The organism is Chitinophaga varians (assembly GCF_014529945.1).
Taxonomy (GTDB): domain Bacteria; phylum Bacteroidota; class Bacteroidia; order Chitinophagales; family Chitinophagaceae; genus Chitinophaga; species Chitinophaga varians.
In genome coordinates, this window is sequence record NZ_JACVFB010000006.1 from 129,875 (window position 1) to 150,314 (window position 20,440).

17 protein-coding genes are annotated in these 20,440 nt (G+C 51.1%); 11 read left to right on the forward strand and 6 right to left on the reverse strand.

The window, feature by feature from the left end; translation table 11 throughout:
* The 6 genes from ICL55_RS26955 (at position 1) to ICL55_RS26980 (ending at position 5,249) form a co-directional block, all read left to right on the forward strand.
* Positions 1-330 (forward strand): L-rhamnose mutarotase, encoded by a 330-nt coding sequence (locus tag ICL55_RS26955; protein ID WP_188103448.1) that lies wholly within the window; start codon positions 1-3, stop codon positions 328-330.
* A gap of 76 nt (positions 331-406) precedes the next feature.
* A complete protein-coding gene (locus ICL55_RS26960; RefSeq protein WP_188103450.1) occupies positions 407-1,234 on the forward strand; it encodes an amidohydrolase family protein in 828 nt (275 codons plus the stop codon).
* Positions 1,235-1,256: 22 nt separating this feature from the next.
* The gene (locus ICL55_RS26965) at positions 1,257-2,039 is read left to right on the forward strand and encodes an L-fucose dehydrogenase (RefSeq protein WP_188103452.1); all 783 of its coding nucleotides are present in this window, start codon (positions 1,257-1,259) and stop codon (positions 2,037-2,039) included.
* 57 nt (positions 2,040-2,096) lie between these two features.
* Positions 2,097-3,335, forward strand: a complete 1,239-nt coding sequence (locus ICL55_RS26970) for a sugar MFS transporter (protein ID WP_188103454.1) — start codon at positions 2,097-2,099, stop codon at positions 3,333-3,335.
* A 64-nt stretch (positions 3,336-3,399) separates the two neighbouring features.
* Positions 3,400-4,176, forward strand: a complete 777-nt coding sequence (locus ICL55_RS26975; RefSeq protein ID WP_188103456.1) for an MbnP family protein — start codon at positions 3,400-3,402, stop codon at positions 4,174-4,176.
* A gap of 8 nt (positions 4,177-4,184) precedes the next feature.
* The gene (locus ICL55_RS26980; RefSeq protein WP_246496650.1) at positions 4,185-5,249 is read left to right on the forward strand and encodes a cytochrome-c peroxidase; all 1,065 of its coding nucleotides are present in this window, start codon (positions 4,185-4,187) and stop codon (positions 5,247-5,249) included.
* 58 nt (positions 5,250-5,307) lie between these two features.
* On the opposite strand, the gene ICL55_RS26985 is transcribed toward ICL55_RS26980, so the two are convergent.
* The 4 genes from ICL55_RS26985 to ICL55_RS27000 form a co-directional block, all read right to left on the reverse strand.
* Entirely contained in the window at positions 5,308-5,880 is a 573-nt protein-coding gene (locus tag ICL55_RS26985; protein WP_188103458.1) for a DNA-3-methyladenine glycosylase I, read from the reverse strand.
* Complete coding sequence (locus ICL55_RS26990; RefSeq protein WP_188103460.1) at positions 5,868-8,069, reverse strand: DUF4954 family protein; 2,202 nt, start codon at positions 8,067-8,069, stop codon at positions 5,868-5,870. Before ICL55_RS26990 ends, ICL55_RS26985 begins: the two co-directional genes overlap by 13 nt.
* Before the next feature lie 14 nt (positions 8,070-8,083).
* A complete protein-coding gene (gene glmS, locus ICL55_RS26995; protein ID WP_188103462.1) occupies positions 8,084-9,919 on the reverse strand; it encodes a glutamine--fructose-6-phosphate transaminase (isomerizing) in 1,836 nt (611 codons plus the stop codon).
* A 267-nt stretch (positions 9,920-10,186) separates the two neighbouring features.
* The gene (locus ICL55_RS27000) at positions 10,187-12,556 is read right to left on the reverse strand and encodes a S9 family peptidase (protein WP_188103464.1); all 2,370 of its coding nucleotides are present in this window, start codon (positions 12,554-12,556) and stop codon (positions 10,187-10,189) included.
* 101 nt (positions 12,557-12,657) lie between these two features.
* Between ICL55_RS27000 and ICL55_RS27005 the strand changes: the two genes are divergently transcribed.
* Positions 12,658-13,194 carry a phosphoglycerate mutase family protein gene (locus ICL55_RS27005; protein WP_188103466.1) on the forward strand — a complete coding sequence of 179 codons (537 nt, stop codon included), beginning with the start codon at positions 12,658-12,660 and terminating at the stop codon, positions 13,192-13,194.
* Between the two features lie 167 nt (positions 13,195-13,361).
* On the opposite strand, the gene mgtE is transcribed toward ICL55_RS27005, so the two are convergent.
* Both mgtE and ICL55_RS27015 read right to left on the reverse strand, forming a co-directional pair.
* Positions 13,362-14,738, reverse strand: a complete 1,377-nt coding sequence (mgtE, locus tag ICL55_RS27010; protein ID WP_188103468.1) for a magnesium transporter — start codon at positions 14,736-14,738, stop codon at positions 13,362-13,364.
* Between the two features lie 59 nt (positions 14,739-14,797).
* Positions 14,798-15,673 carry a bestrophin family protein gene (locus ICL55_RS27015; RefSeq protein ID WP_188103470.1) on the reverse strand — a complete coding sequence of 292 codons (876 nt, stop codon included), beginning with the start codon at positions 15,671-15,673 and terminating at the stop codon, positions 14,798-14,800.
* 175 nt (positions 15,674-15,848) lie between these two features.
* Here ICL55_RS27015 and ICL55_RS27020 point away from each other — a divergent pair, with 175 nt between their 5' ends.
* The 4 genes from ICL55_RS27020 (at position 15,849) to hutU (ending at position 20,366) form a co-directional block, all read left to right on the forward strand.
* Positions 15,849-16,262, forward strand: coding sequence for an SET domain-containing protein (locus tag ICL55_RS27020; protein WP_188103472.1), 414 nt, complete (start codon positions 15,849-15,851; stop codon positions 16,260-16,262).
* 357 nt (positions 16,263-16,619) lie between these two features.
* Entirely contained in the window at positions 16,620-17,111 is a 492-nt protein-coding gene (locus ICL55_RS27025) for a MarR family winged helix-turn-helix transcriptional regulator (RefSeq protein WP_188103475.1), read from the forward strand.
* Between the two features lie 38 nt (positions 17,112-17,149).
* Positions 17,150-18,718, forward strand: coding sequence for a histidine ammonia-lyase (hutH, locus tag ICL55_RS27030; protein ID WP_188103477.1), 1,569 nt, complete (start codon positions 17,150-17,152; stop codon positions 18,716-18,718).
* On the forward strand, positions 18,696-20,366 hold the full coding sequence (hutU, locus tag ICL55_RS27035) for a urocanate hydratase (protein WP_188103479.1): 1,671 nt from the start codon (positions 18,696-18,698) through the stop codon (positions 20,364-20,366). The genes hutH and hutU overlap by 23 nt, the downstream gene beginning before the upstream one ends.
* The last annotated feature ends 74 nt before the right edge of the window (positions 20,367-20,440 follow it).

Genomic DNA, 20,440 nt, shown 5'->3' on the forward strand with positions numbered 1-20,440 from the left:
ATGAAACGTTATTGTCTGGCACTCGACCTGGTCAACGATCCGCAGCTGATAGCCGAATATGAAGACTATCACCGCAATGTATGGCCGGAGATCAAAAAAAGCATTACCGACAGCGGCATCGAAAACATGGAGATCTACCGCGCCGGCAACCGCCTGTTTATGATCATGGAAGTGAACGATACTTTCTCTTTCGAAACCAAAGGCGCCATGGATGCTGCCAATCCTACCGTACAGGAATGGGAACAGCTCATGTGGAAATACCAGCAGGCTTTGCCGGTAGCCAAGCCGGGAGAGAAATGGATCATCATGGATAAGATTTTCTCATTGTAATATTTTTTCATTTGGTTATTTGGCCATTGATGGGATTCCGTAAAATGGTCAAATAACCAAATAACCAAGTGACCAAATGGTAATCGACGCACATCAGCATTTCTGGCAGTATGATCCCGTCCGCGACGCCTGGATAGATGATTCCATGCAGGTTATCCGGAGGGATTTCTTTCCGGAACACCTGGAACCCGTGCTGGCCTCCAACGGCGTACACGGCTGCGTGGCGGTCCAGGCCGATCAGTCGGAGAACGAAACCGCTTTCCTGCTGGACCTGGCCGATAAACATCCGTTCATCAAAGGGGTGGTAGGCTGGACAGACCTGCGCGGTCCCGGTGTACGCGACCGGCTGGCCGCTTATGCCGCTCATCCTAAGCTGAAAGGCTTCCGGCATATTGTGCAGGGCGAACCTGACACCAATTTCCTGCTGGGAGAAGATTTTTGCCGCGGCATCGCTGCGCTGGCGGAGTTCGGATTTACCTACGATATCCTCGTGTATCCGAAACAGTTAGCCGCCACGGCTGCTTTTGTGGAAAAATTTCCGGACCACCGCTTCGTGATCGATCACGTGGCCAAGCCGGACTTCAAAACCGGAGCACTCAACGAATGGGCTGCCTATATGCGTCGCATCGCCCAGGCGCCCAATGTATACTGTAAACTCAGCGGACTGGTAACCGAAGCCGACTGGCAGCACTGGCAACAGGAACACTTCGAACCATTCCTCGATGTAGTATTGGAGAGCTTCGGTCCTGACCGGCTCATGTTTGGCTCCGACTGGCCCGTTTGCCTGCTGGCAGCGGAATATGCCCAGGTGAAAAACATCGTCACCAGCTACATCAGCAAACTATCAACAACAGCACAAAACAACATTATGGGAGGCAACGCCATCTCATTTTATCATCTATAAAATAAAGCACAACACCACGCATATGGATTTAGGATTACAGGGAAAAGTGATTATTGTTACCGGCGGTGCCAAAGGTATTGGAGAAGGAATAGCCAAACTGGTAGCAGCAGAAGGAGGCATTGTCGTAATTGCCGGCAGAAATGAAGCAGACAACAGCAAAACCGTCAACGATATCATCGGGGCGGGTGGCCAGGCATATGGTATCCGGGCCGAGCTGTCCAATGTGGACGACTGCCGCAAAGTGATCGCTGAAACCATAGAAAAATACGGAAAAATAGACGGCCTGGTGAACAACGCCGGCGCTAATGACGGGGTAGGACTCGAAAGCGGTAGCCCGGAACGTTTTATGCAGTCACTGCAAAACAACCTGTCACACTACTACAACCTGGCCCACTTTGCGCTGCCATACCTGAAAAGCACCAAAGGCAATATTGTGAATATCGGCTCTAAAGTAGCTACTACCGGTCAGGGTAACACCTCCGGCTACGCCGCTTCCAAAGGCGCCATCAACGCGCTGACCCGCGAATGGGCGGTAGAACTGCTGCCACATTCCGTGCGTGTCAACACGGTCATCCCGGCCGAAGTATGGACGCCACTGTACGAAACCTGGATCAACTCTCTGCCCAATCCAAAGGAAAAACTGGCTTCCATCACCGCCAAAATTCCTTTTGAGCACAGAATGACCACCTCCGAAGAGATCGCCAACACCACCGTGTTCCTGCTGTCTCCCCGTTCATCACATACAACCGGACAGATATTATTCGTTGACGGAGGTTATACACACCTCGACAGGTCCATCAGCTGAGCATTTGCCAACTAAACTGATACATTACACTTTTACCTGAAAACAAAACTCTTCGTTATGGCCGGAGGCGCAGTAAGTAATTCCACCTATACCAGCAGCCCCTCAAGCGGGAAACAGGCTGGCAACTACCTTTTCCCGTTTATACTGGTAACCAGTCTTTTCTTTTTATGGGGCCTCGCATACGGCCTGCTGGACGTGCTCAATAAACACTTCCAGGAAGTGCTCAACATTACGCCTAAACGCTCCACATTGCTGCAGGGAGCTTACTTTGGCGCTTACTTTGTCATGGCGTTGCCTGCCGGCATGTTCATGAATAAATTCGGCTATAAGAAAGGGATCATCATGGGGCTGCTGCTGTATGCAGCGGGCGCCTTCCTTTTTTATCCTGCTGCCCGTGCGCTTAATTTTGATTTTTTCCTGCTGTCATTATTTATCCTGGCCTGCGGACTGGCCTGTCTGGAAACAGCAGCCAATCCGTATGTAACGGTACTGGGCCCAAAAGAGTCTTCCGAGCAGCGGCTGAACCTGTCGCAATGTTTCAATGGGCTGGGCTCCTTCCTGGGCCCGGTAATAGGCGGCGCGCTCTTCTTCGGCAGCGGAAAAGATGACCTGACTACTGTACAGCTCACCTACATCGTGATCGGCCTGGTAGTACTGCTGATCGCTGGTTTCTTCTGGCGTACCAAACTGCCGGAAATCAAGGAAGCAGAAGTGGAAGGAGAAGCGGTATTAAAAGACGAAAGACCGCTGTTTGCCCACAAACATTTTGTAGGCGGCGTAGTGGCGCAGTTCTTTTATGTGGCGGCGCAGGTAGGCGTAGGCGCACTGTTTATCAATTACGCCACCGAATACTGGCACGGAACCTCCAACGAAAAGGCAGCCTATTTGCTGTCTGCCGGGATGGTGTTGTTCCTGGCGGGTCGTTTCGTGGGTACTGCCCTGATGCGTAAAATCGCCCCCAATAAACTGCTGGCTATTTATGCGTTCGTCAATGTGCTGCTGTGTGCCTTTGTGATGACGGGCAGCGGCGCTGCTTCTGTTTACGCACTGATAGCCGTGTTTTTCTTTATGTCTATCATGTTCCCGACCATCTTTGCCCTGGGGGTAAAAGATCTGGGAAAACATACTAAAAAAGGCGCTTCTTTTATCGTCATGTCTATCGTGGGGGGAGCTTCTGTTCCTTACCTGATGGGTGTGGTGACTGAAAAGTATTCTACGGCCATTTCCTACGGTATCCCGATGCTTTGCTTTGTGGTGGTGTTCTACTATGGCTGGCGGGGATATAAGAGAAACTAAGCCCTCTTTTTAATCTTTTAATCCGCAAAATCATCGTATCTTCCTAAACACAAAAAGGAATACCATGATCTTGCGGATTTTTACTTCCTATATCTTCCGTTGTGTCCTGTTATGCCTGCCTATCCTATGGCTCTGCGGATGCGCAAAAAAAGATAAACCCTCTGACCCGCCACCGGCATTTTATACCCGGTTGTCGCTGGATATCTCCCATGAAATGAATGGTAGTCAACTGATAAGGAATACCACCACCTATACCAATCCGGCCGGCGAAAAATTCCTGATCACCAAATTCCGCTATTACCTCAGCAATTTCGCACTGGTAGATGACGCCGGGAAAACCATCCCGCTGGCATCGGCCTACTACCTGATAGACGACGCGGTAGACGCTACCAAACGCCTGGTGCTCGATAGTGTGCCGGCCGGCAATTTTACGGCGGTCCGCTTCCTGATAGGCGTAGACAGTGCCCGTAATAACAGCGGCGTCCAGTCCGGCGCTTTGGCCCCGGAAAACGGCATGTTCTGGACCTGGAACAGCGGTTACATCATGGCCAAGCTGGAAGGCACCTCCGACGCGATAACCACGCCAACACAAGGGTTCGAATGGCATGTGGGCGGCTTCAGAGGCGCTTACAACGCGCTGAGGACGGTGCAACTGCCGTTAAACTTCAGGGTGATACCATTCACGGCCGCCATACCACATTTCAATATGGTCGCCAATGTAGGCAAATGGTTCGCGCCCAACGAGGCCAGCTTCGCCAAGACGCCGATCATTATGGGGCCGGGCGAGGCGGCAGTCAACATCGCCAATAATTATCAACAGATGTTCTCCATTAAAAACTAATACCGCGGATGCGTCATAAAGCGTTATATATCGCTGCTGCCTTCGGGACATTGCTGATGTTCGCTCATGCCTGTAAAAAGGAAAACAGGGGCGGAACAGGCGGTTTCCGGACAGATCCGGTAACGCTGTCGCTGCCGCCGGGATTCCCCGAGCCGGTATATAACTTCTCCGGCAACCCACTCACGAAACAGGGCGTGGCGCTGGGCCGGTTTATTTTTTACGATTACCGTCTCTCAAAAGACAGCACCGTGTCCTGTGGCTTCTGCCATCAGCAGTTCGCCGCCTTCGGGCATTTCGATCATGCGCTGAGCCACGGCGTAGGCGGCCAGCAAGGTACCCGTTCGGTACCGACACTTTTCAATATGATCTGGCAGAAAGAATTTATGTGGGACGGCGGGGTGAACAATCTGGAGATACAACCACTGACACCGCTCACCGATCACAAGGAAATGGGGGTGGACCTGCAGCAGCTGTTGAAGAAAATGCAGGGCGATCCCAAATACCGGCAGCAGTTCAGCGCGGCCTTTGGCACAGAGGAAGTCACCAGTGAACGGATGTTCAAGGCCATTACACAGTTTGTAGGTACCATGATTTCCGGTAACTCCCGTTACGACAGCATCATCCGCAAAGTGCCCGGAGCGGCCTTCTCGCCGGATGAAGCAGTAGGCTACACCCTGTATCAGCAGAAATGTGCGGCCTGCCATAAAGAACCGCTGTTTACAGACCTGAGCTATCGCAGCAACGGACTGCCTTACCTGCCCGCACTCAATGATGTGGGCCGCATGAAGATCACCAGCAACACGGCGGACTACCTCAAATTTAAAGTGCCGTCCCTGCGGAATATCCTGAAAAGCTCTCCCTATATGCATGACGGACGTTTCTTCGATATCTACCAGGTGTTCGATTTCTATGATCATGGCGTAAAGGATACGATTACCACTGACGCCCTGGTACGGAAGGGTGTTTCGCTGACCGATCAGCAAAAACGGCAGCTGTATTTGTTCCTCAATACCCTCACCGACTATACGCTGATCAACAATAAAGATCTCTCTGAAATATTAATAGAGCCATAAAACAAAAGCGCCATCGACGTTACATCGATGGCGCTTTTGTCTTGTATTTACCGGAAGGCTATCCTTTGGATCTTTTGTAGCAGTCGGCTATATGATCATTCACCATACCTGTGGCCTGCATATAGGCGTAACAGATAGTAGACCCTACGAACTTGAATCCGCGTTTCAGCAGATCTTTGCTCATCGCGTCGGAGATGGCAGTCTTAGCGGGTACCTCCTGTAAGGATTTGAAATTGTTGACAATGGGTTTGTGATTGACGAAAGACCAGATATACTTGTCGAAGGTGCCGAATTCCTTTTGCACGGCCAGAAAGGCTTTAGCATTAGTAATCACAGCGTTGATCTTCAGTTTGTTGCGGATGATTCCTTCGTTTTCCAGCAGTTTGGAGATTTTTTTATCATCGTATTTGACGATCTTTTTCGCGTCCCAGTTATCGAAAGCTTTGCGATAGTTTTCCCTTTTGGTGAGCACGGTATACCAGCTAAGGCCGGCCTGTGCGCCTTCCAGGCAAAGCATTTCAAAGAGATGCTGGTCGTCATGATTGGGGGTGCCCCATTCATGGTCGTGATAGTCTTTATACAATTGATCTTTGAGGCTCCAGCCGCATCTGGTTTTTTCTACAGTTCCCATTCGTTGATGATTTTTCTGACCCGGTTTTTATATTCGCCCAGTTCGTTCAATGTCTCGTTGATAAAGGCATTGTCTTCGAGGCTACCTACCACTACATTCATCTCGTTGGCATTTTCGTAGGCCAGTTGGCGGAAAGGGTTTTTGTAGTCTTTTTCCCTTGAATGGCGGATGTTGTGAGCCATCCATTCCATGGTGCGGGTAGAGTCTTCCAGCCATTCTGCGAGTAATGCAGGGGTAAAGTTTTTCAAAGATACCTCTTTTATTTCCAGCATACTGGCAACGGCGTGTTGCAGTTTGTCGGAGGCGTATTCGTTACCGATCTCGATGTACTGTTCGTGCAGCTGCGGCCAGCTGGCGATTTTATTTTTCCGGATTTTCTGTTTGAGCAGGTTGACGGTTTCTGCTTTCATCAGTTGCCCGCCGATGTTGTGCCATTCGCCGCGTTTGGCTGTTTTGATGGCAGCCTGCAAAGCGAGGAACGACGGCTTGTTGGCGGCAATGATGTTTTTCATGCCGTAGAAAACGATCAGTTCGCGGAAGAGCGCATAGGCTTTGTGTACTTTCAGCAGCTGCACCTCACGGGAGCTGTTTTCCATACCACTGACCAGCACGGTCAGACGGGCCACTTCTTCCGGTTGCTGCAATAACAGTTCCCTGCCTTTTTTACGTATGTCCTTCTCCGTTAGTTCCTTCTTAGGCGTGTTTTCCGGCAGTGCGTACCAGGCTTTGCCTACAGCGGCTTCCATGACGGCCAGCCCCTGGAACATTTCTTCCACAGAGTCGGGGGCCAGGTAATCATATTCTATCTGCTGTGTTTTATCGATACGTTTGTCGCGGTCCACATACTTCCAGGAATTGCGGGCGATGGCGTACATATTATGCATGAACCAGTAGCCGGGCATGATTTTCAGCCGATTGTCATGTTCATCGTTCAGCACGAGGCAGAAAGGGATATTGATATGCAGTTCAGACATATAGTTACCCTTGGAGATGAGCGTGAAACTGGCGAATTTGGAATTGTGTTTCAGGCTAACGCACAGTCCCGGCCAGAACCCTCTGCCGGCAAGGATTTCACCGTCGGCACCGCGGGAGTTGTGGTTGGAGCCGATAGTAGCACCGGCAGCCATATTGCTTTGTCCCATGATCAGCGCAGCACAGAGGAACGAGTTGTTATGGTGCTGTTCATGTGCGGGAAATATCAGGGAGTTGAGTACTTCGCAGCAGGAGATGGTCGCGTTGTTGCCGAGGTACGAGTTGATCAGACGGGCGCCGTATTTCAGCTGCGAGTGGGAGGCCATCACAAAACGGACGGCTTTCACACCATAGAACACGCGGCAGCCATAGCCGATGATGCCATTCACCAGTTCGCATCCTTCTCCGATCTGTGAAGCGGCATCGCTGCTGCTGTTGATGGTCAGGTTTTTCAGCTTGTTGGCGCCTTTGAGGTAAGCATCCGTACCGATGGTGACATCTTTGATGATCTTACAGTTTTTGATCACGCAGCGGTCGCCTACCATGCCGTAGTAACCGCGGCGTTTATCGAACTGCTTTTCGGTGAACGCTTTGAACTGCTGTTGCAGCTGCTGGTCATCGCGCGACCGTGTCCAGAGGTAGGCGTCGCCGGGCAGCATGCCATCGAAGGGCATGACGCTGCGACCGCCGTTTTCGTTGCAGAGCTCCAGCTGTATACGGCCGCTTTCAGATTCGCCTTCTTTTAAAATACCGTTCCCAAACTTGGCATAGTCGGTGGTGGCCATTTCGTTGACATTGGCGACAATTACTTCGTTGCCGAGAATATAGTGGGAGAGGTAGTTGACATTATGTACCACTACGTTGTCGCCGAAGTCGCAGGCGCAGATGGTGCTGTTGTACAGTCCTACCGGCAGCCGCAGGTTATGGAACTCGAGGTAATACGGTTCCAGTTTACCGATGCGTACCATGCCAAAGAAATGGCAGTGCTGCACCAGCTGCGGATTAAATTCGTTGGACACAAAAATATTGTTCCAGTCGTCTGAACTGTTATCATTGCGCACGAGGGCTTCCACCTCATGCGCCAGCAATCTTCTGTATTCGCCCTGCCGGCTCCATTGCTCATTACGCAGGTAGTATTCGTCTTTTCCCTTGGGTAACGGGGACTCAATAAAGTTGTACCCCAGTTCGGATAGTGGTTTCTTTTTGATATTGTTCATGGATACGATCTAGGTTATTCAACAGTCACACTCTTCGCCAGGTTTCTCGGTTTGTCTACGTCAAACCCTTTCATGACGCCGATGTGATAGGCGAGCAGTTGCAAAGGAATAACGGAGACAATAGGTGCAACGAGTTCATCTGCTGAAGGTACAAAAATAACGTCATCTGCCATGGGCGGAATGATGTGGTCACCTTCCGTCACAACCGCTATCACTTTACCTTTGCGGGCTTTGATCTCTTGTATGTTGGACACGATCTTTTCGTAGTAGCTGTCTTTGGTGGCTACAATCACAACAGGCAGGTTTTCGTCTACCAGTGCGATAGGGCCATGTTTCATTTCCGCAGCGGGATAACCCTCCGCGTGGATGTACGATATTTCTTTCAGTTTGAGCGCGCCTTCCAGGGCAACGGGGAAGTTGTAACCACGGCCCAGATAGAGGAAGTCGCGTGCATCTTTATATTTGGCAGCGATCTTTTGTACCTGATCATCCAGCTTGAGCGCGGTGGCTACTTTTTCAGGGATCTGGTCCAGTTCATCGAGCAGGTGCTGGAAACGTTGGGTGGTGATGGAACCTTTCTCTGCGGCTATTTTCAGGCCTACGAGGCAAAGCACGGCCAGTTGCGCCGTGAAGGCTTTGGTGCTGGCTACGCCGATTTCAGGGCCTGCATGCGTATAGGCGCCGGCGTGAGACAGGCGCGCAATGGAAGAGCCTACCACGTTACATACGCCGAGGATGATAGCGCCTTTCTCTTTGGCGGCTTCAATGGCTACCAGCGTATCGGCTGTTTCGCCGGACTGGGAGATGGCGATGATCACATCACCGGGGCCTACCACCGGATTACGATAGCGGAACTCGGAGGCGTATTCCACTTCCACCGGAATGCGGCACAACTCTTCGATCATGTATTCTGCCACCAGGCCCGCATGCCATGAGGTGCCGCAGGCTACCACGATGATGCGTTTGGCGTTGCTCAGCGTTTCAGCATACTCGCGGATACCGCCCATGGTGAGGGTACCTTTTTTAGCATCGAGACGGCCACGCAAACTGTCAAAGATGGTTTGCGGCTGCTCAAATATTTCTTTCAGCATGAAATGCGCAAAGCCGCCTTTTTCAATGGCTGCCAGCTCAATATCCAGCTTCTGTATATACGGTGTTTGCCTTTCGTTGGAGATATTTTTCAGGATCAGCTCATCGGCTTTAATGATGGCAATTTCGTAGTCGTTGACATAGACTACCTCCTTGGTGTATTCTACGATAGGAGAGGCGTCGGAAGCAAGGAAATGTTCTCCCTTACCTACCCCGATCACCAGCGGACTGCCTTTGCGTGCGGCGATCAGCGTGTCCGGATTATCTTCGTCGATCAGTACGATCACATAAGCGCCAACCACCCTTTTCAGGGCGATACGCAGGGCTTCTTCCAGTGGGCACTGATTCTGTTTTTTGATCTCTTCAATAAAATGCAGCAACACCTCTGTATCAGTATCGCTCTGGAAAACATGTCCCTGTTTGATCAGTTCCTGTTTCAGTTGTACATAGTTTTCGATGATACCATTATGTACCATCGACAGTTTTCCGTCACTGGAAACGTGGGGGTGTGCGTTGCGGTCACAGGGCTCGCCATGCGTCGCCCACCGGGTATGCCCGATGGCGATGGGGCTGCGCATGTCATAGCTGGACGCGTATTCTTCCAGTGCTGCCACTTTATCTTTCTTTTTGTATACCCGCAGTCCGTCATTGATAATGGCTACGCCAGCGCTGTCGTAACCGCGGTATTCCAGTCTTTTAAGGCCTTTCAATACTACCGGGTATGCTTCTCGGTGCCCGATGTAAGCTACAATTCCACACATGTGTTTAAGAGTGTTTTTTGATGAGGGTGTTCATGCAATATCGCATTAATTGTTAAAATAACATCACTTGATGTTAATAAAATATAATATAAGATATGGTTTCTACGCGTGCGTTTTTCACATAACGTGCATCTCGCAAAGTGGAAATTAAAATGAAAAAAGGGAATATCGTGCGCGATTAACCGAATGTTAATATCCGGATCATCGTTCACTATATTCCCCCTTATAAATTACATAGGATGAATGTATTATTTACATCCCATGTGGTTATTTCAATAATGTATTATCGAACAAATGTAAGATTCTTTTGTATTCATCGGTCCAACTGCTGGGTGTTGTAAATCCGTGGTCCTCCACAGGATATACTGCCAGTTCCCAGTTATCTTTCCCCAGTTCTATCAATCGTTGTGACAATCTTACGATATCCTGGAAGTGTACGTTGGTGTCTACCATGCCATGACACATCAGCAGTTTGCCTTTCAGGCCTCCCGCAAAATAGATGGGGGAAGAGCGGCGATAGGCTATACTGTCGGTGAATGGCTCATTCAGGATATTGCTCGTATAGCCGTGATTGTAATGCGCCCAGTCAGTAACGGAGCGTAAAGCGGCACCGGCTGCAAACACGCCTGGTTTGGTAAACATCGCCATCAGCGTCATAAAGCCGCCGTAGCTGCCGCCATAAATTCCTATGCGGCTGGCGTCAACCTGCAATTTCTCTGCCAGATATTTGGCGGCATCTACTTCATCGTCCAGATCTTTGCCGCCCATATACCGGTAAATGCCGGTACGCCAGTTGCGGCCGTAGCCGGCACTGCCGCGATAATCTACGTCCAGCACTGTATAACCTTTATCGGTCAGCAGGTTATGGAACATGTACTCCCGGAAATAACTGCTCCACCACTTATGCGCATTTTGCAGATAACCCGCGCCATGTACGAAGATAACGGCGGCGCCGTTTCTCTTCGCCGGATCAGGCGTATACAACCGCGCATAGACAGGCTGGTTGTCGCGCGCGATAAATGTAATCACCTGCGGATCACGCCAGGGATAGGATTTGAACTCGGCCGACTGTGCCAGGTTGGTCACCTGCACGGGTTTGCTGCCGGGAGTGTTGGGTTGCAGATACAATTCCCACGGCTTGGTGGAATAGGAATAACGGTAGGCGATCCATTTTTCATCTGGAGAAATACTGACTTCGTTGGCCCCCTGCATCGTGGTGATACGTTCTGCCTTGCCACCGTTCACGCCTATACGATAAAATTGTTTTTCGCCGGGATGTACTTCGTTGGTGGTGATGTAAAAATGTTTTTTATCGTTGGACAGATAAACATCCTGTACTTCATAATTGCCCTGGGTGAGCTGTTGGGTTTGACCACTCACTACCTGCGTAGTATACAGATGAGAGTAACCGGTGGCCTCTGATTGGTACCAGCAGGTGTTTTCATCGGTCCATCCCAGGCTGGTGTTAATTTGCCATCCGCTGATACCGGGACCACCGATCCAGGCTTCGTCACGCTGACGGTTCAGTGATTTTACCTTACCGGTAGCGGGATCAATCAGTACGATCCAGCGGTCTTTGTTGTCGAGAGAACGTATGTCGGTAATAACATGCGTGCCCTTGTCTGACCACAACGGTGCATTCACGAGTACGCCTCGTACTTTGGCGCTGTCTCTGCCGGGATAGTCTTTGCTGTAATCCGGCAGGTCTTTAATGCCGGGCAGGTCGGTGACTACAATCGGCAATACGGTATCTTTTTCACGGTCGTAAAGGTAGCCGTCAATGGCTGCCTGCGGTCCGCCTACCTTATCACGGGAATGGATATCCGTAGTAAAACCGGTAGCGGTGACAAACTCCGGAACGATGGTATTTTTACCGCCTGCTTCCTTGTACAACTGATAGGTAATGTAACGGCCATCAGGGCTTATTTGTGCACCGTCCAGCTTTTTATCGCCGAGATAGAGCTTACGCAGTGGCTTGGTTTCGTTTTGTTTATTGAAAGCCGTGGCAGCGTCTTTTTTCGCTTTTTTGTCGCGGATAACGGCCAGCAGTTCCAGCTGTTGTGCTTTCAGGTATTTCTCCTGATCGTTGCCTTTTTCGAGATCGCTCTTTTCTGCCGGCGGTTTGTCGCCGGTGGTGAAGTTGGTCAGCTGGGTGGTGAGGCCGGTCGACCTGTTCCAGGCAAAGAGATTCTCGTTTTGCGTATACACCACCTGCTGCCCGCCGAAACTAAAAACAGGATTGATTTCTGCGGCGGTGGTCTGTGTGATGCGGATGGTTTTGCCGGACTTCAGTTCCACCAGATATACATCTCCCTGATAACTATAGGTGAGCAGGGTTTTGTCAGCATTATAGCTGCCTCTCGCCCGGGCTGCGATCAGTCCGCGGTCGGCGGCGGATGTCTTTACCGGCGTAGGGTTTTTGATACCGGCGGCATAGAGGGAATCGGAGAGTTGCTGGTCAGGATTCCAGCTGAAATAGACGGTCTGATTGTCGGTTCCCCAGAATACATTATCGGGGGAAGTGCCTATCCATTTAGGATCGCGCATAATTTTTTCTACCGTAAGGGGCCCTGGTTGCTGGGCATATAGACTGTTGGCTGATAAAAAAATAATGGCGGGCAATACCCATTTTGTCATAGCGGTTCAGTATTTTGTTGGGTGATAAATGTAACGGTTTAATCATAAATTGCTACAAATTTTAGATAGACGCCAATTGGCTGTCTTTCACTATGCAGCTTATGCGCTTACTGCCCATCATATTTTGCCTTTTCATACTGGCAGCCTGCAAATCCAAGGCGCCGGTACGGCAACCGGTACCAGTATCGGAAGACACCACTTTCCTGACAGGTACGTTCTACCTCGTCCGGCATGCGGAACGTTATTCCGGCGGTATGGATACCACGCTCACGCCGGAAGGTTTTCAACGCGCCGGTTTTTTATATGAACGGCTGAAGAATGCCCATCTCGACAAGATTTACCTGACGCCTTACCGTCGTTGTATCCAGACGGCCGACAGCCTGCGGATCAAACAACACCTGGACACCTGCTTTTATCAGGCAGATACTACCGGAGAATCACTAATTTATGAAATCACGCGCCATGGCGACTGGGGAAAACGTATCCTCGTCATCGGCCACAGTAATACATTGGTGCCGGCATTGCGCGGCCTGCGCGCCAGGCCACACATGGCGGCTATCGGAGAAGATGAATATAACTGGTTGTTTATCGTCCGTAAAACATCGGCAGGCACCACGCTGACGGAAGACTGCTACTGAGCACGGCCAGTTCACGCAAAGGCGCAAAGGCGCTAAGCAGCAAAGAATTACATTGTAGCGAGCTAAGAAAGCAAAGGAGCGGAGACCAAATTTGGTCTCCGCTCCTTTGCTTTCTTATAATTCTTAAAAAATCTTTGCTGCTTTGCTGCTTAGCGCCTTTGCGTGAACTATAACAAAATACCCTTCATCAGCGTATAAGCCACGGAGAAATAGATCAGCAGCCCGGTCACGTCCACGAGCGTGGCCACAAACGGGGCCGAAGAAGTGGCAGGGTCGGCGCCGGCTTTCTTCAGGAGGATAGGCAGCATAGAGCCGGAGAGCGTTCCCCATAGTACTACGCCTACCAGTGAGAAGCCTACGGTGGTGCCTATCAGTACGGTATGTTCGCCATAAGTATGGAAAAGGCTGTTCCAGAGCAGGATACGGATGAAACCGATGCATCCCAGCACGCTGCCCAGCAGCAGGCCGGAAATGATCTCACGCCGCATCACGCGCCACCAGTCGTTGATACTGATTTCACCGAGTGCCATGGCCTGGATGATCAGGGTGGAGGCCTGTGAGCCGCTGTTACCGCCGCTGGAGATGATCAGGGGGACGAACAGCGCCAGCACCACGGCTTTGGCTATTTCGTCTTCAAAGAAGCCCATGGCGGTAGCGGTCAGCATCTCACCGATGAACAGTACCACGAGCCAGCCTACACGTTTTTTTACCAGCTTCAGCAGCGGCATATCGAGGTAGGGCTCGTCCAAAGCTTCGGTACCACCGATTTTCTGGATGTTTTCGGTATGTTCTTCGTTGGCGATCCAGAGGATATCGTCGATCGTGACGATACCGAGTAATATGTCGTTGTCGTCTACAACAGGCAGCGCCACGCGGTTTTCCATCCGGAACACCTGCACGGCTTCTTCCTGGTCGTCGTTGGCACGGAGGGATACGAAGCGGTCGTCCATGAGGGTATGCACCACCGTATCGGTGGCTACCAGCAGGAATTCGCGGATACGGAAGTCATCGAGCAGGTGGCCCCGCTCATCGATCACATATATCACGTCAATGGTCTCACTGTCTTTGCCGTGTTCCCGGATATAATCCAGTACCTGTTTGACCGTCCATTCTTCCCGGACAGCGATATAGTCGGGCGTCATGATACGGCCTACGCTGTTCTCCGGGTAACCCAGCAGGGAGAGGGTGATCCGTCGTTCTTCAGGGTCCAGTAGTTTGATCAGTTCTTTTACCGCTTCGCTGGGCAGTTCTTCCAGGAAAGCGGTACGGTCATCGGCCGGTAGCTCGTTCATCAGCTCGGCGATTTTGGCAGGGGGGAGGGCCCTGATCACATCTTCCTGCAGGGGGAAGTCCAGGATACGGAAAGCCGCTGCCGCTCTGGTGATCGACAGTTGGTTAATGATGATGCCCGCATTATCGGGATCTTCATGGATCAGTTCTGCTATATCCGTAATTAACTGGTCGTCCAGGTACACCGAGAGCTCGCGATAGTTTTTTTCTTTCTTCAGTGTGCTGAATTTCTCCAGTAATGCTTCATTTTCCATGTACTAATTTGACTCTATGCGCGAAAATAAGTTAAAATAAAACGCCTCCGGGGTTATCACTATAATAATTCTCCGATGTGTTTACGGATATTATTGGAAATAGTATCAGTGGGCAGGTCGTTGGCATCAAAGCCAAACGGGTCCTCAATTTCTTCCGCGATCAGCTCAAGGCTGGCCAGTACAAAAAAGATGAATACGACCATGGGGATAATGAGATACCCCAGGCTGAACACATACCCGAAAGGCATGGTCATGATATAGAAAAAGATGAATTTTTTGATGAATACACTGTAACTGAAGGGGATAGGGGTGCTTTGGATACGCTCGCAGGCGCCACATACTTCGGTGAAGGTCTGTAACTCGTTGTTGAGAACAATCAGCTGTTCGCCGGTCAATTGTCCGTCCCGTTGCAGCTCGGCCACTTTCTGCATAATACGCACCGCCAGCTGGTTGGGTACATGCTTCGACAGGTCCAGTGGCGCCTGCCCTGCGGGCAACGCCTCCATCTCTTCGGCTTTGTAGATTTTCCGCAGATGGTTTTTCAGGCCAAAGGCATAGTTGGGGATCATGACCCGGAAGAAAGCCCGGGCTTCGGTATTGCCGGCCGGCAGCATGGCCTGCAGCTTAATGGCCAGGTTGCGGCTGCTGTTTACCAGCGAGCCCCATTGGCGACGGCCTTCCCACCAACGGTCATAGGCGGTGTTGGTCCTGAATACCAGCAACAGGGAAATCACAAACCCCAGCAGATTGTGCATCAGAGAGATGTTCTTGACTTCGCTGTTGGCCGACAGCTTCCAGACCGATAGCTCCAGCCAGGCTACAATAGCGGAATAAATGGCCAAAGCTATAAACATGGGAAAGAGCTTCCGTACCGTATCTGCTTTGTGGATACGGAAAATAAAGGTAAACCAGTCCTTCGGGTTGTAATTGATCATTTTACTATTTTGACATTTTGGTATTTTGATATTTAGGAAACCCCTTAAATGATCAAACAACCAAATAACGGAATAACTAAATAAATTGGGCCGCAAACCTAAAATTTTTCAACATGATTTTGATAACTTCTTCCTTTAACTTTACTTTACGCCTTCTTTTATTTGAATAAGTGCTATGATAAAGCCATACTTGTACATTGATAAGTCTAAGGGAAAAGGCCGCGGCGTATATACCAAAGAAAGGATACCCGCCGGTACCAGGATCGAAACGTCACCCGTGCTGGTCCTCTCTTACGACGATACAGAGATCGTTGACAAAACGAAGCTCCATAACTATATTTTCCTCTGGGGGGTACGCGAAACACGCTCCTGCATTGCGCTGGGCTTCTGCTCCATCTACAATCACGACTATAATCCCAACTGCGAGTACGAAATGGATTTTGATGCCGAAACCATGAGCATCATTACCCGCCGCGACATCAAAAGGGGAGAAGAGCTCTTTATCAACTATAACGGCGACGTGGAAGATGATTCCCCCGTTTGGTTCGATATGAAACGTATGAGAGAAGACCAGGCAAAGTCCAAATAAGATCACCGGAAGGAAAACTGTCACTCAAAACAGTTTTCCCCTTCAATACATCCACCACGGGCTTCGGCCCGGATTTCCTTCTGCAACCAGGCCCGTGGCTGATATATTGAAAAAATTTCCGACATCCCTTGGCGCTTGGTTATTTTTTCTTAATATTGTATAAGTACTTATATAATTTGTCTTTCTGTCAATAATATAACACAGGTTGATGATAACCGCGGATGACCACCAATGGCTGCTCACCGCATGTTTATCATCTTTTTTTGAGATAAATATATAAGCGCTTATATAATTCATATAGATCTAACGGATACCAAAAATCAAAAAATCCGTCAATCAAAAAATCCGTCAATCGCCATGAGTTTTTATCCTTCACTCGGGTATCTTGTCTTCGGCAGCCGCCTGCGCCGGCTCAGCGAATACTTCCTCGCGGAAGTCAACAAGGTATATGAACAGGCAGGCATCCCCTTCGATGCCAGCTGGTTTCCCGTATTCTACCTGCTCTCCGGCCAACAGCCGATGCCTATCATTGACATCGCGGCGCAGCTGGAAATATCCCATTCTGCCGTTAGCCAGATGGTGACCAACCTGCGCAAAAAAGGACTGCTCAAAACCACGCCCTGTAAAGATGACGGCCGGCGCCAGCTCGTGGCCTTCACCAAAAAAGGGACAGACATGCTGCAACAGATACAGCCCATCTGGCAGGCTATTTCCACGGCCATGGAAGAACTGGTCACGGAAAACAAACAAAGCCAGCAGCTGCTGGCAGCCATAGCACAGGTGGAGCAGGCGGTACAACAACAGCCCCTCTCGGCAAGAGTGATCAAATCCATTCAAAAGAACGACTAATCATACACCAGCAATCTTTATCTATAAATCAACTAACCATGAGTGTTATTTTCAAATATGGTATCGACCAGCTGACGGTAGGCGTGGTGCTCGACATTGCCGCAGGCAAAATAAAAGGCATCCTTACACCGGAAGTCATCACCAAAGTCAATACCAGCAACGGATACGTACAACAGATCGTATCGCAGCATACGACGGTGTACGGTATCAATACCGGCTTCGGTCCTTTATGCGATACCAAGATCTCTGAAGAAGATACCCGCGCGCTGCAGTACAATATCCTGCAAAGCCACAGCGTAGGCGTTGGGAACCCTATCCCCGAAGAGATCGCCCGTATCATGCTCATCACCAAAGTGCATGCACTGGCACAGGGATACTCCGGCGCTGCCCTCTCCACCCTGGAACGCATCATCTGGCATATCGAAAACCAAGTCACGCCACTGGTGCCTGAAAAAGGCTCTGTGGGCGCTTCCGGCGACCTGGCCCCATTGTCACACCTCTTCCTGCCGTTAATAGGCCTCGGAAAAGTCTGGTACAAAGGTCAGGTGACTTCCATGGAAGCAGTGCTGCAACAGGAGGGCATACAGCCCGTAGTGCTCGGCCCTAAAGAAGGACTGGCACTGATCAACGGAACACAGTTCATCCTGTCTTTCGCCGTGAAAGCGGTGCAACGCCTGTACAACGCACTGGAGGCCGCTGACATCATCGGCGCACTCTCCCTCGAAGGCCTCATGGGCACCCACAAACCTTTCGACCCACGCTTACACGCTATCAGGCCTTTCCCCGGTAATCAGCTGGTGGCGCACCGCCTCAAAACCATGCTCGATAATTCCGAGATCATGGCTTCGCATGTGGACTGTGGCCGGGTGCAGGACCCTTACTCCCTGCGTTGTATGCCGCAGGTACATGGCGCTTCCCGCACAGCATGGCTGCACCTCCTGGAACTCACTACCATCGAGCTCAACGCGGTGACCGACAACCCGATCATCTTCAGCGATACGGATACGATCAGCGGTGGTAACTTCCACGGCCAGCCAATGGCGCTGCCGCTGGACTACGCTACCGTAGCGGCAGCAGAACTGGGCAATATCTCCGACAGACGCAGCTACATGATGATCGAAGGAAGATACGGCCTGCCTAAACTGCTCATCGAAGACGCCGGCCTCAACTCCGGATTCATGATACCACAATACACGACCGCCGCCCTGGTAACGGAGAACAAAACGCTCTGTTTCCCTGCCAGCGCCGATAGCGTGCCCACCTCCCTCGGACAGGAAGACCATGTGTCTATGGGCTCCATCAGCGGCCGTAAACTCAATCAGGTAATCGGCAACCTGGAATACATCCTCGCTATCGAACTGCTCTATGCTGCACAGGCAGTGGATTTCCGCCGTCCGCGCAAATCCGGTCCCATCCTGGAAGCAGTACATAGCTATACCCGCGAGAAAGTCAGCTTCGCTCACAAAGACCGCATCTTCGCATACGATATTGAAGCATTACACCAAATCATCACGGACCAGTCTCTTGTGCGCGTAGCCAACGAAGCAGCGGCACAACATCAATTACCTTTAAATGGCATCTACCATGACCAGTTTGGACTTTATTAAACAATACGCGGCACATCCGCACTACAAAGCGCCCCGTGGCGCACAGCTGCATGCTAAATCCTGGCAGACGGAAGCTCCGCTGCGCATGCTGCTCAATAACCTCGACGCGGAAGTAGCCGAAAACCCCGATGAACTGGTGGTGTACGGCGGTATTGGCCAGGCTGCCCGCAACCGCGAAGCACTGGAGAAAATTATTAAAACCTTACTGGAACTGGATGAAGAACATTCACTGCTGGTGCAGTCCGGCAAACCGGTAGGCATCGTGCGTACCCACCCGCAGGCACCCCGCGTGATGCTGGCCAACAGTAACCTGGTACCCAAATGGGCTACCTGGGAGCATTTCAACGAACTGCGGTCCAAAGGCCTCATGATGTATGGCCAGATGACCGCCGGCAGCTGGATCTATATCGGTACACAAGGTATCCTGCAAGGTACCTACGAAACCTTTATGGAATGCGGCCGTCAGCACTTCAACGGCAACCTGGCGGGTAAACTGATCGTTACGGCCGGTATCGGCGGTATGGGCGGCGCCCAGCCACTGGCCGCCACCATGGCCGGCGGCGTTATGCTCGCTGCTGACATCGACCCTACCCGTATCCAGAAACGTATCGATACCCGCTATATCGACCGCATGACCTACTCCTACGAAGAGGCAGTAACATGGGCCAAAGAAGCGATGGCTAAAGGACAGCCGCTGTCCATCGGTCTCGTCAGCGATGCCGGCGATATGCTGGAACGCCTGCTTAAAGACAATATCATCCCGGACGTGCTCACCGATCAGACTTCTGCACATGACCCTATCAATGGGTATGTTCCTAACGGCATGACGCTGGAAGCCGCCCTGGAACTGCGTAAGAAAGACCCTGCCCGCTATCGTGAGCTGTCGCTCAAAAGCATGGCCCGCCACGTAGGCTTCATGCTGGAGATGCAACAGAAAGGCGCCGTTACTTTCGACTACGGCAACAACCTCCGCGAGTTTGCCAGAGAAGGCGGAGAACCCAACGCCTTCAACTTCCCCGGCTTCACACCGGCATATATCCGTCCGCTTTTCTGCGAAGGCAAAGGGCCGTTCCGCTGGGTAGCCCTCTCCGGTGACCCGGAAGATATCTACACTACCGATCGCGCACTGATGGAGGCTTTCCCGGAAAATACACACCTGATCAACTGGCTGAAACAGGCACAGGAGAAAGTGGCGTTCCAGGGACTGCCCGCCCGTATTTGCTGGCTCGGTCTTGGTGAAAGAGAAAAAGCAGGCCTTATCTTCAACGAACTGGTACGAACAGGCAAAGTGAAAGCACCGATCGTCATCGGCCGTGATCACCTCGACTGTGGCTCTGTGGCTTCACCTAACCGTGAAACAGAATCGATGAAAGACGGCTCCGACGCTGTCAGCGACTGGACACTGCTCAACCTGATGTCCAACACCGGCGGCGGCGCTACCTGGGTGTCTTTCCACCACGGCGGCGGCGTAGGCATGGGATATTCCCAGCACGCAGGGATGGTAGTACTGGCCGATGGAACAGACCGCGCTGCGGCCTGTCTGAGCCGGGTGCTGTTCAACGATCCGGCAATGGGCATCTTCCGACATGCAGACGCTGGCTACGAAAAAGCACAGCAATGGGGCGATAAATTCGGCATTAATATTTAACTATTCGGTTATTTAGGTATTTACCCATGTAAGGACCCCTTTAAATGAGTAAATACCTAAATAACCGAATAACC

Excerpts from the sequence above, each read along its gene's own strand:
- ICL55_RS26955 (WP_188103448.1), top strand. The coding sequence starts at position 1 with ATGAAACGTTATTGTCTGGCACTCGACCTGGTCAACGATCCGCAGCTG.
- ICL55_RS26960 (WP_188103450.1), top strand. The coding sequence starts at position 407 with ATGGTAATCGACGCACATCAGCATTTCTGGCAGTATGATCCCGTCCGC.
- ICL55_RS26965 (WP_188103452.1), top strand. The coding sequence starts at position 1,257 with ATGGATTTAGGATTACAGGGAAAAGTGATTATTGTTACCGGCGGTGCC.
- ICL55_RS26970 (WP_188103454.1), top strand. The coding sequence starts at position 2,097 with ATGGCCGGAGGCGCAGTAAGTAATTCCACCTATACCAGCAGCCCCTCA.
- ICL55_RS26975 (WP_188103456.1), top strand. The coding sequence starts at position 3,400 with ATGATCTTGCGGATTTTTACTTCCTATATCTTCCGTTGTGTCCTGTTA.
- ICL55_RS26980 (WP_246496650.1), top strand. The coding sequence starts at position 4,185 with ATGCGTCATAAAGCGTTATATATCGCTGCTGCCTTCGGGACATTGCTG.
- ICL55_RS26985 (WP_188103458.1), bottom strand. The coding sequence starts at position 5,880 with ATGGGAACTGTAGAAAAAACCAGATGCGGCTGGAGCCTCAAAGATCAA.
- ICL55_RS26990 (WP_188103460.1), bottom strand. The coding sequence starts at position 8,069 with ATGAACAATATCAAAAAGAAACCACTATCCGAACTGGGGTACAACTTT.
- glmS (WP_188103462.1), bottom strand. The coding sequence starts at position 9,919 with ATGTGTGGAATTGTAGCTTACATCGGGCACCGAGAAGCATACCCGGTA.
- ICL55_RS27000 (WP_188103464.1), bottom strand. The coding sequence starts at position 12,556 with ATGACAAAATGGGTATTGCCCGCCATTATTTTTTTATCAGCCAACAGT.
- ICL55_RS27005 (WP_188103466.1), top strand. The coding sequence starts at position 12,658 with ATGCGCTTACTGCCCATCATATTTTGCCTTTTCATACTGGCAGCCTGC.
- mgtE (WP_188103468.1), bottom strand. The coding sequence starts at position 14,738 with ATGGAAAATGAAGCATTACTGGAGAAATTCAGCACACTGAAGAAAGAA.
- ICL55_RS27015 (WP_188103470.1), bottom strand. The coding sequence starts at position 15,673 with ATGATCAATTACAACCCGAAGGACTGGTTTACCTTTATTTTCCGTATC.
- ICL55_RS27020 (WP_188103472.1), top strand. The coding sequence starts at position 15,849 with ATGATAAAGCCATACTTGTACATTGATAAGTCTAAGGGAAAAGGCCGC.
- ICL55_RS27025 (WP_188103475.1), top strand. The coding sequence starts at position 16,620 with ATGAGTTTTTATCCTTCACTCGGGTATCTTGTCTTCGGCAGCCGCCTG.
- hutH (WP_188103477.1), top strand. The coding sequence starts at position 17,150 with ATGAGTGTTATTTTCAAATATGGTATCGACCAGCTGACGGTAGGCGTG.
- hutU (WP_188103479.1), top strand. The coding sequence starts at position 18,696 with ATGACCAGTTTGGACTTTATTAAACAATACGCGGCACATCCGCACTAC.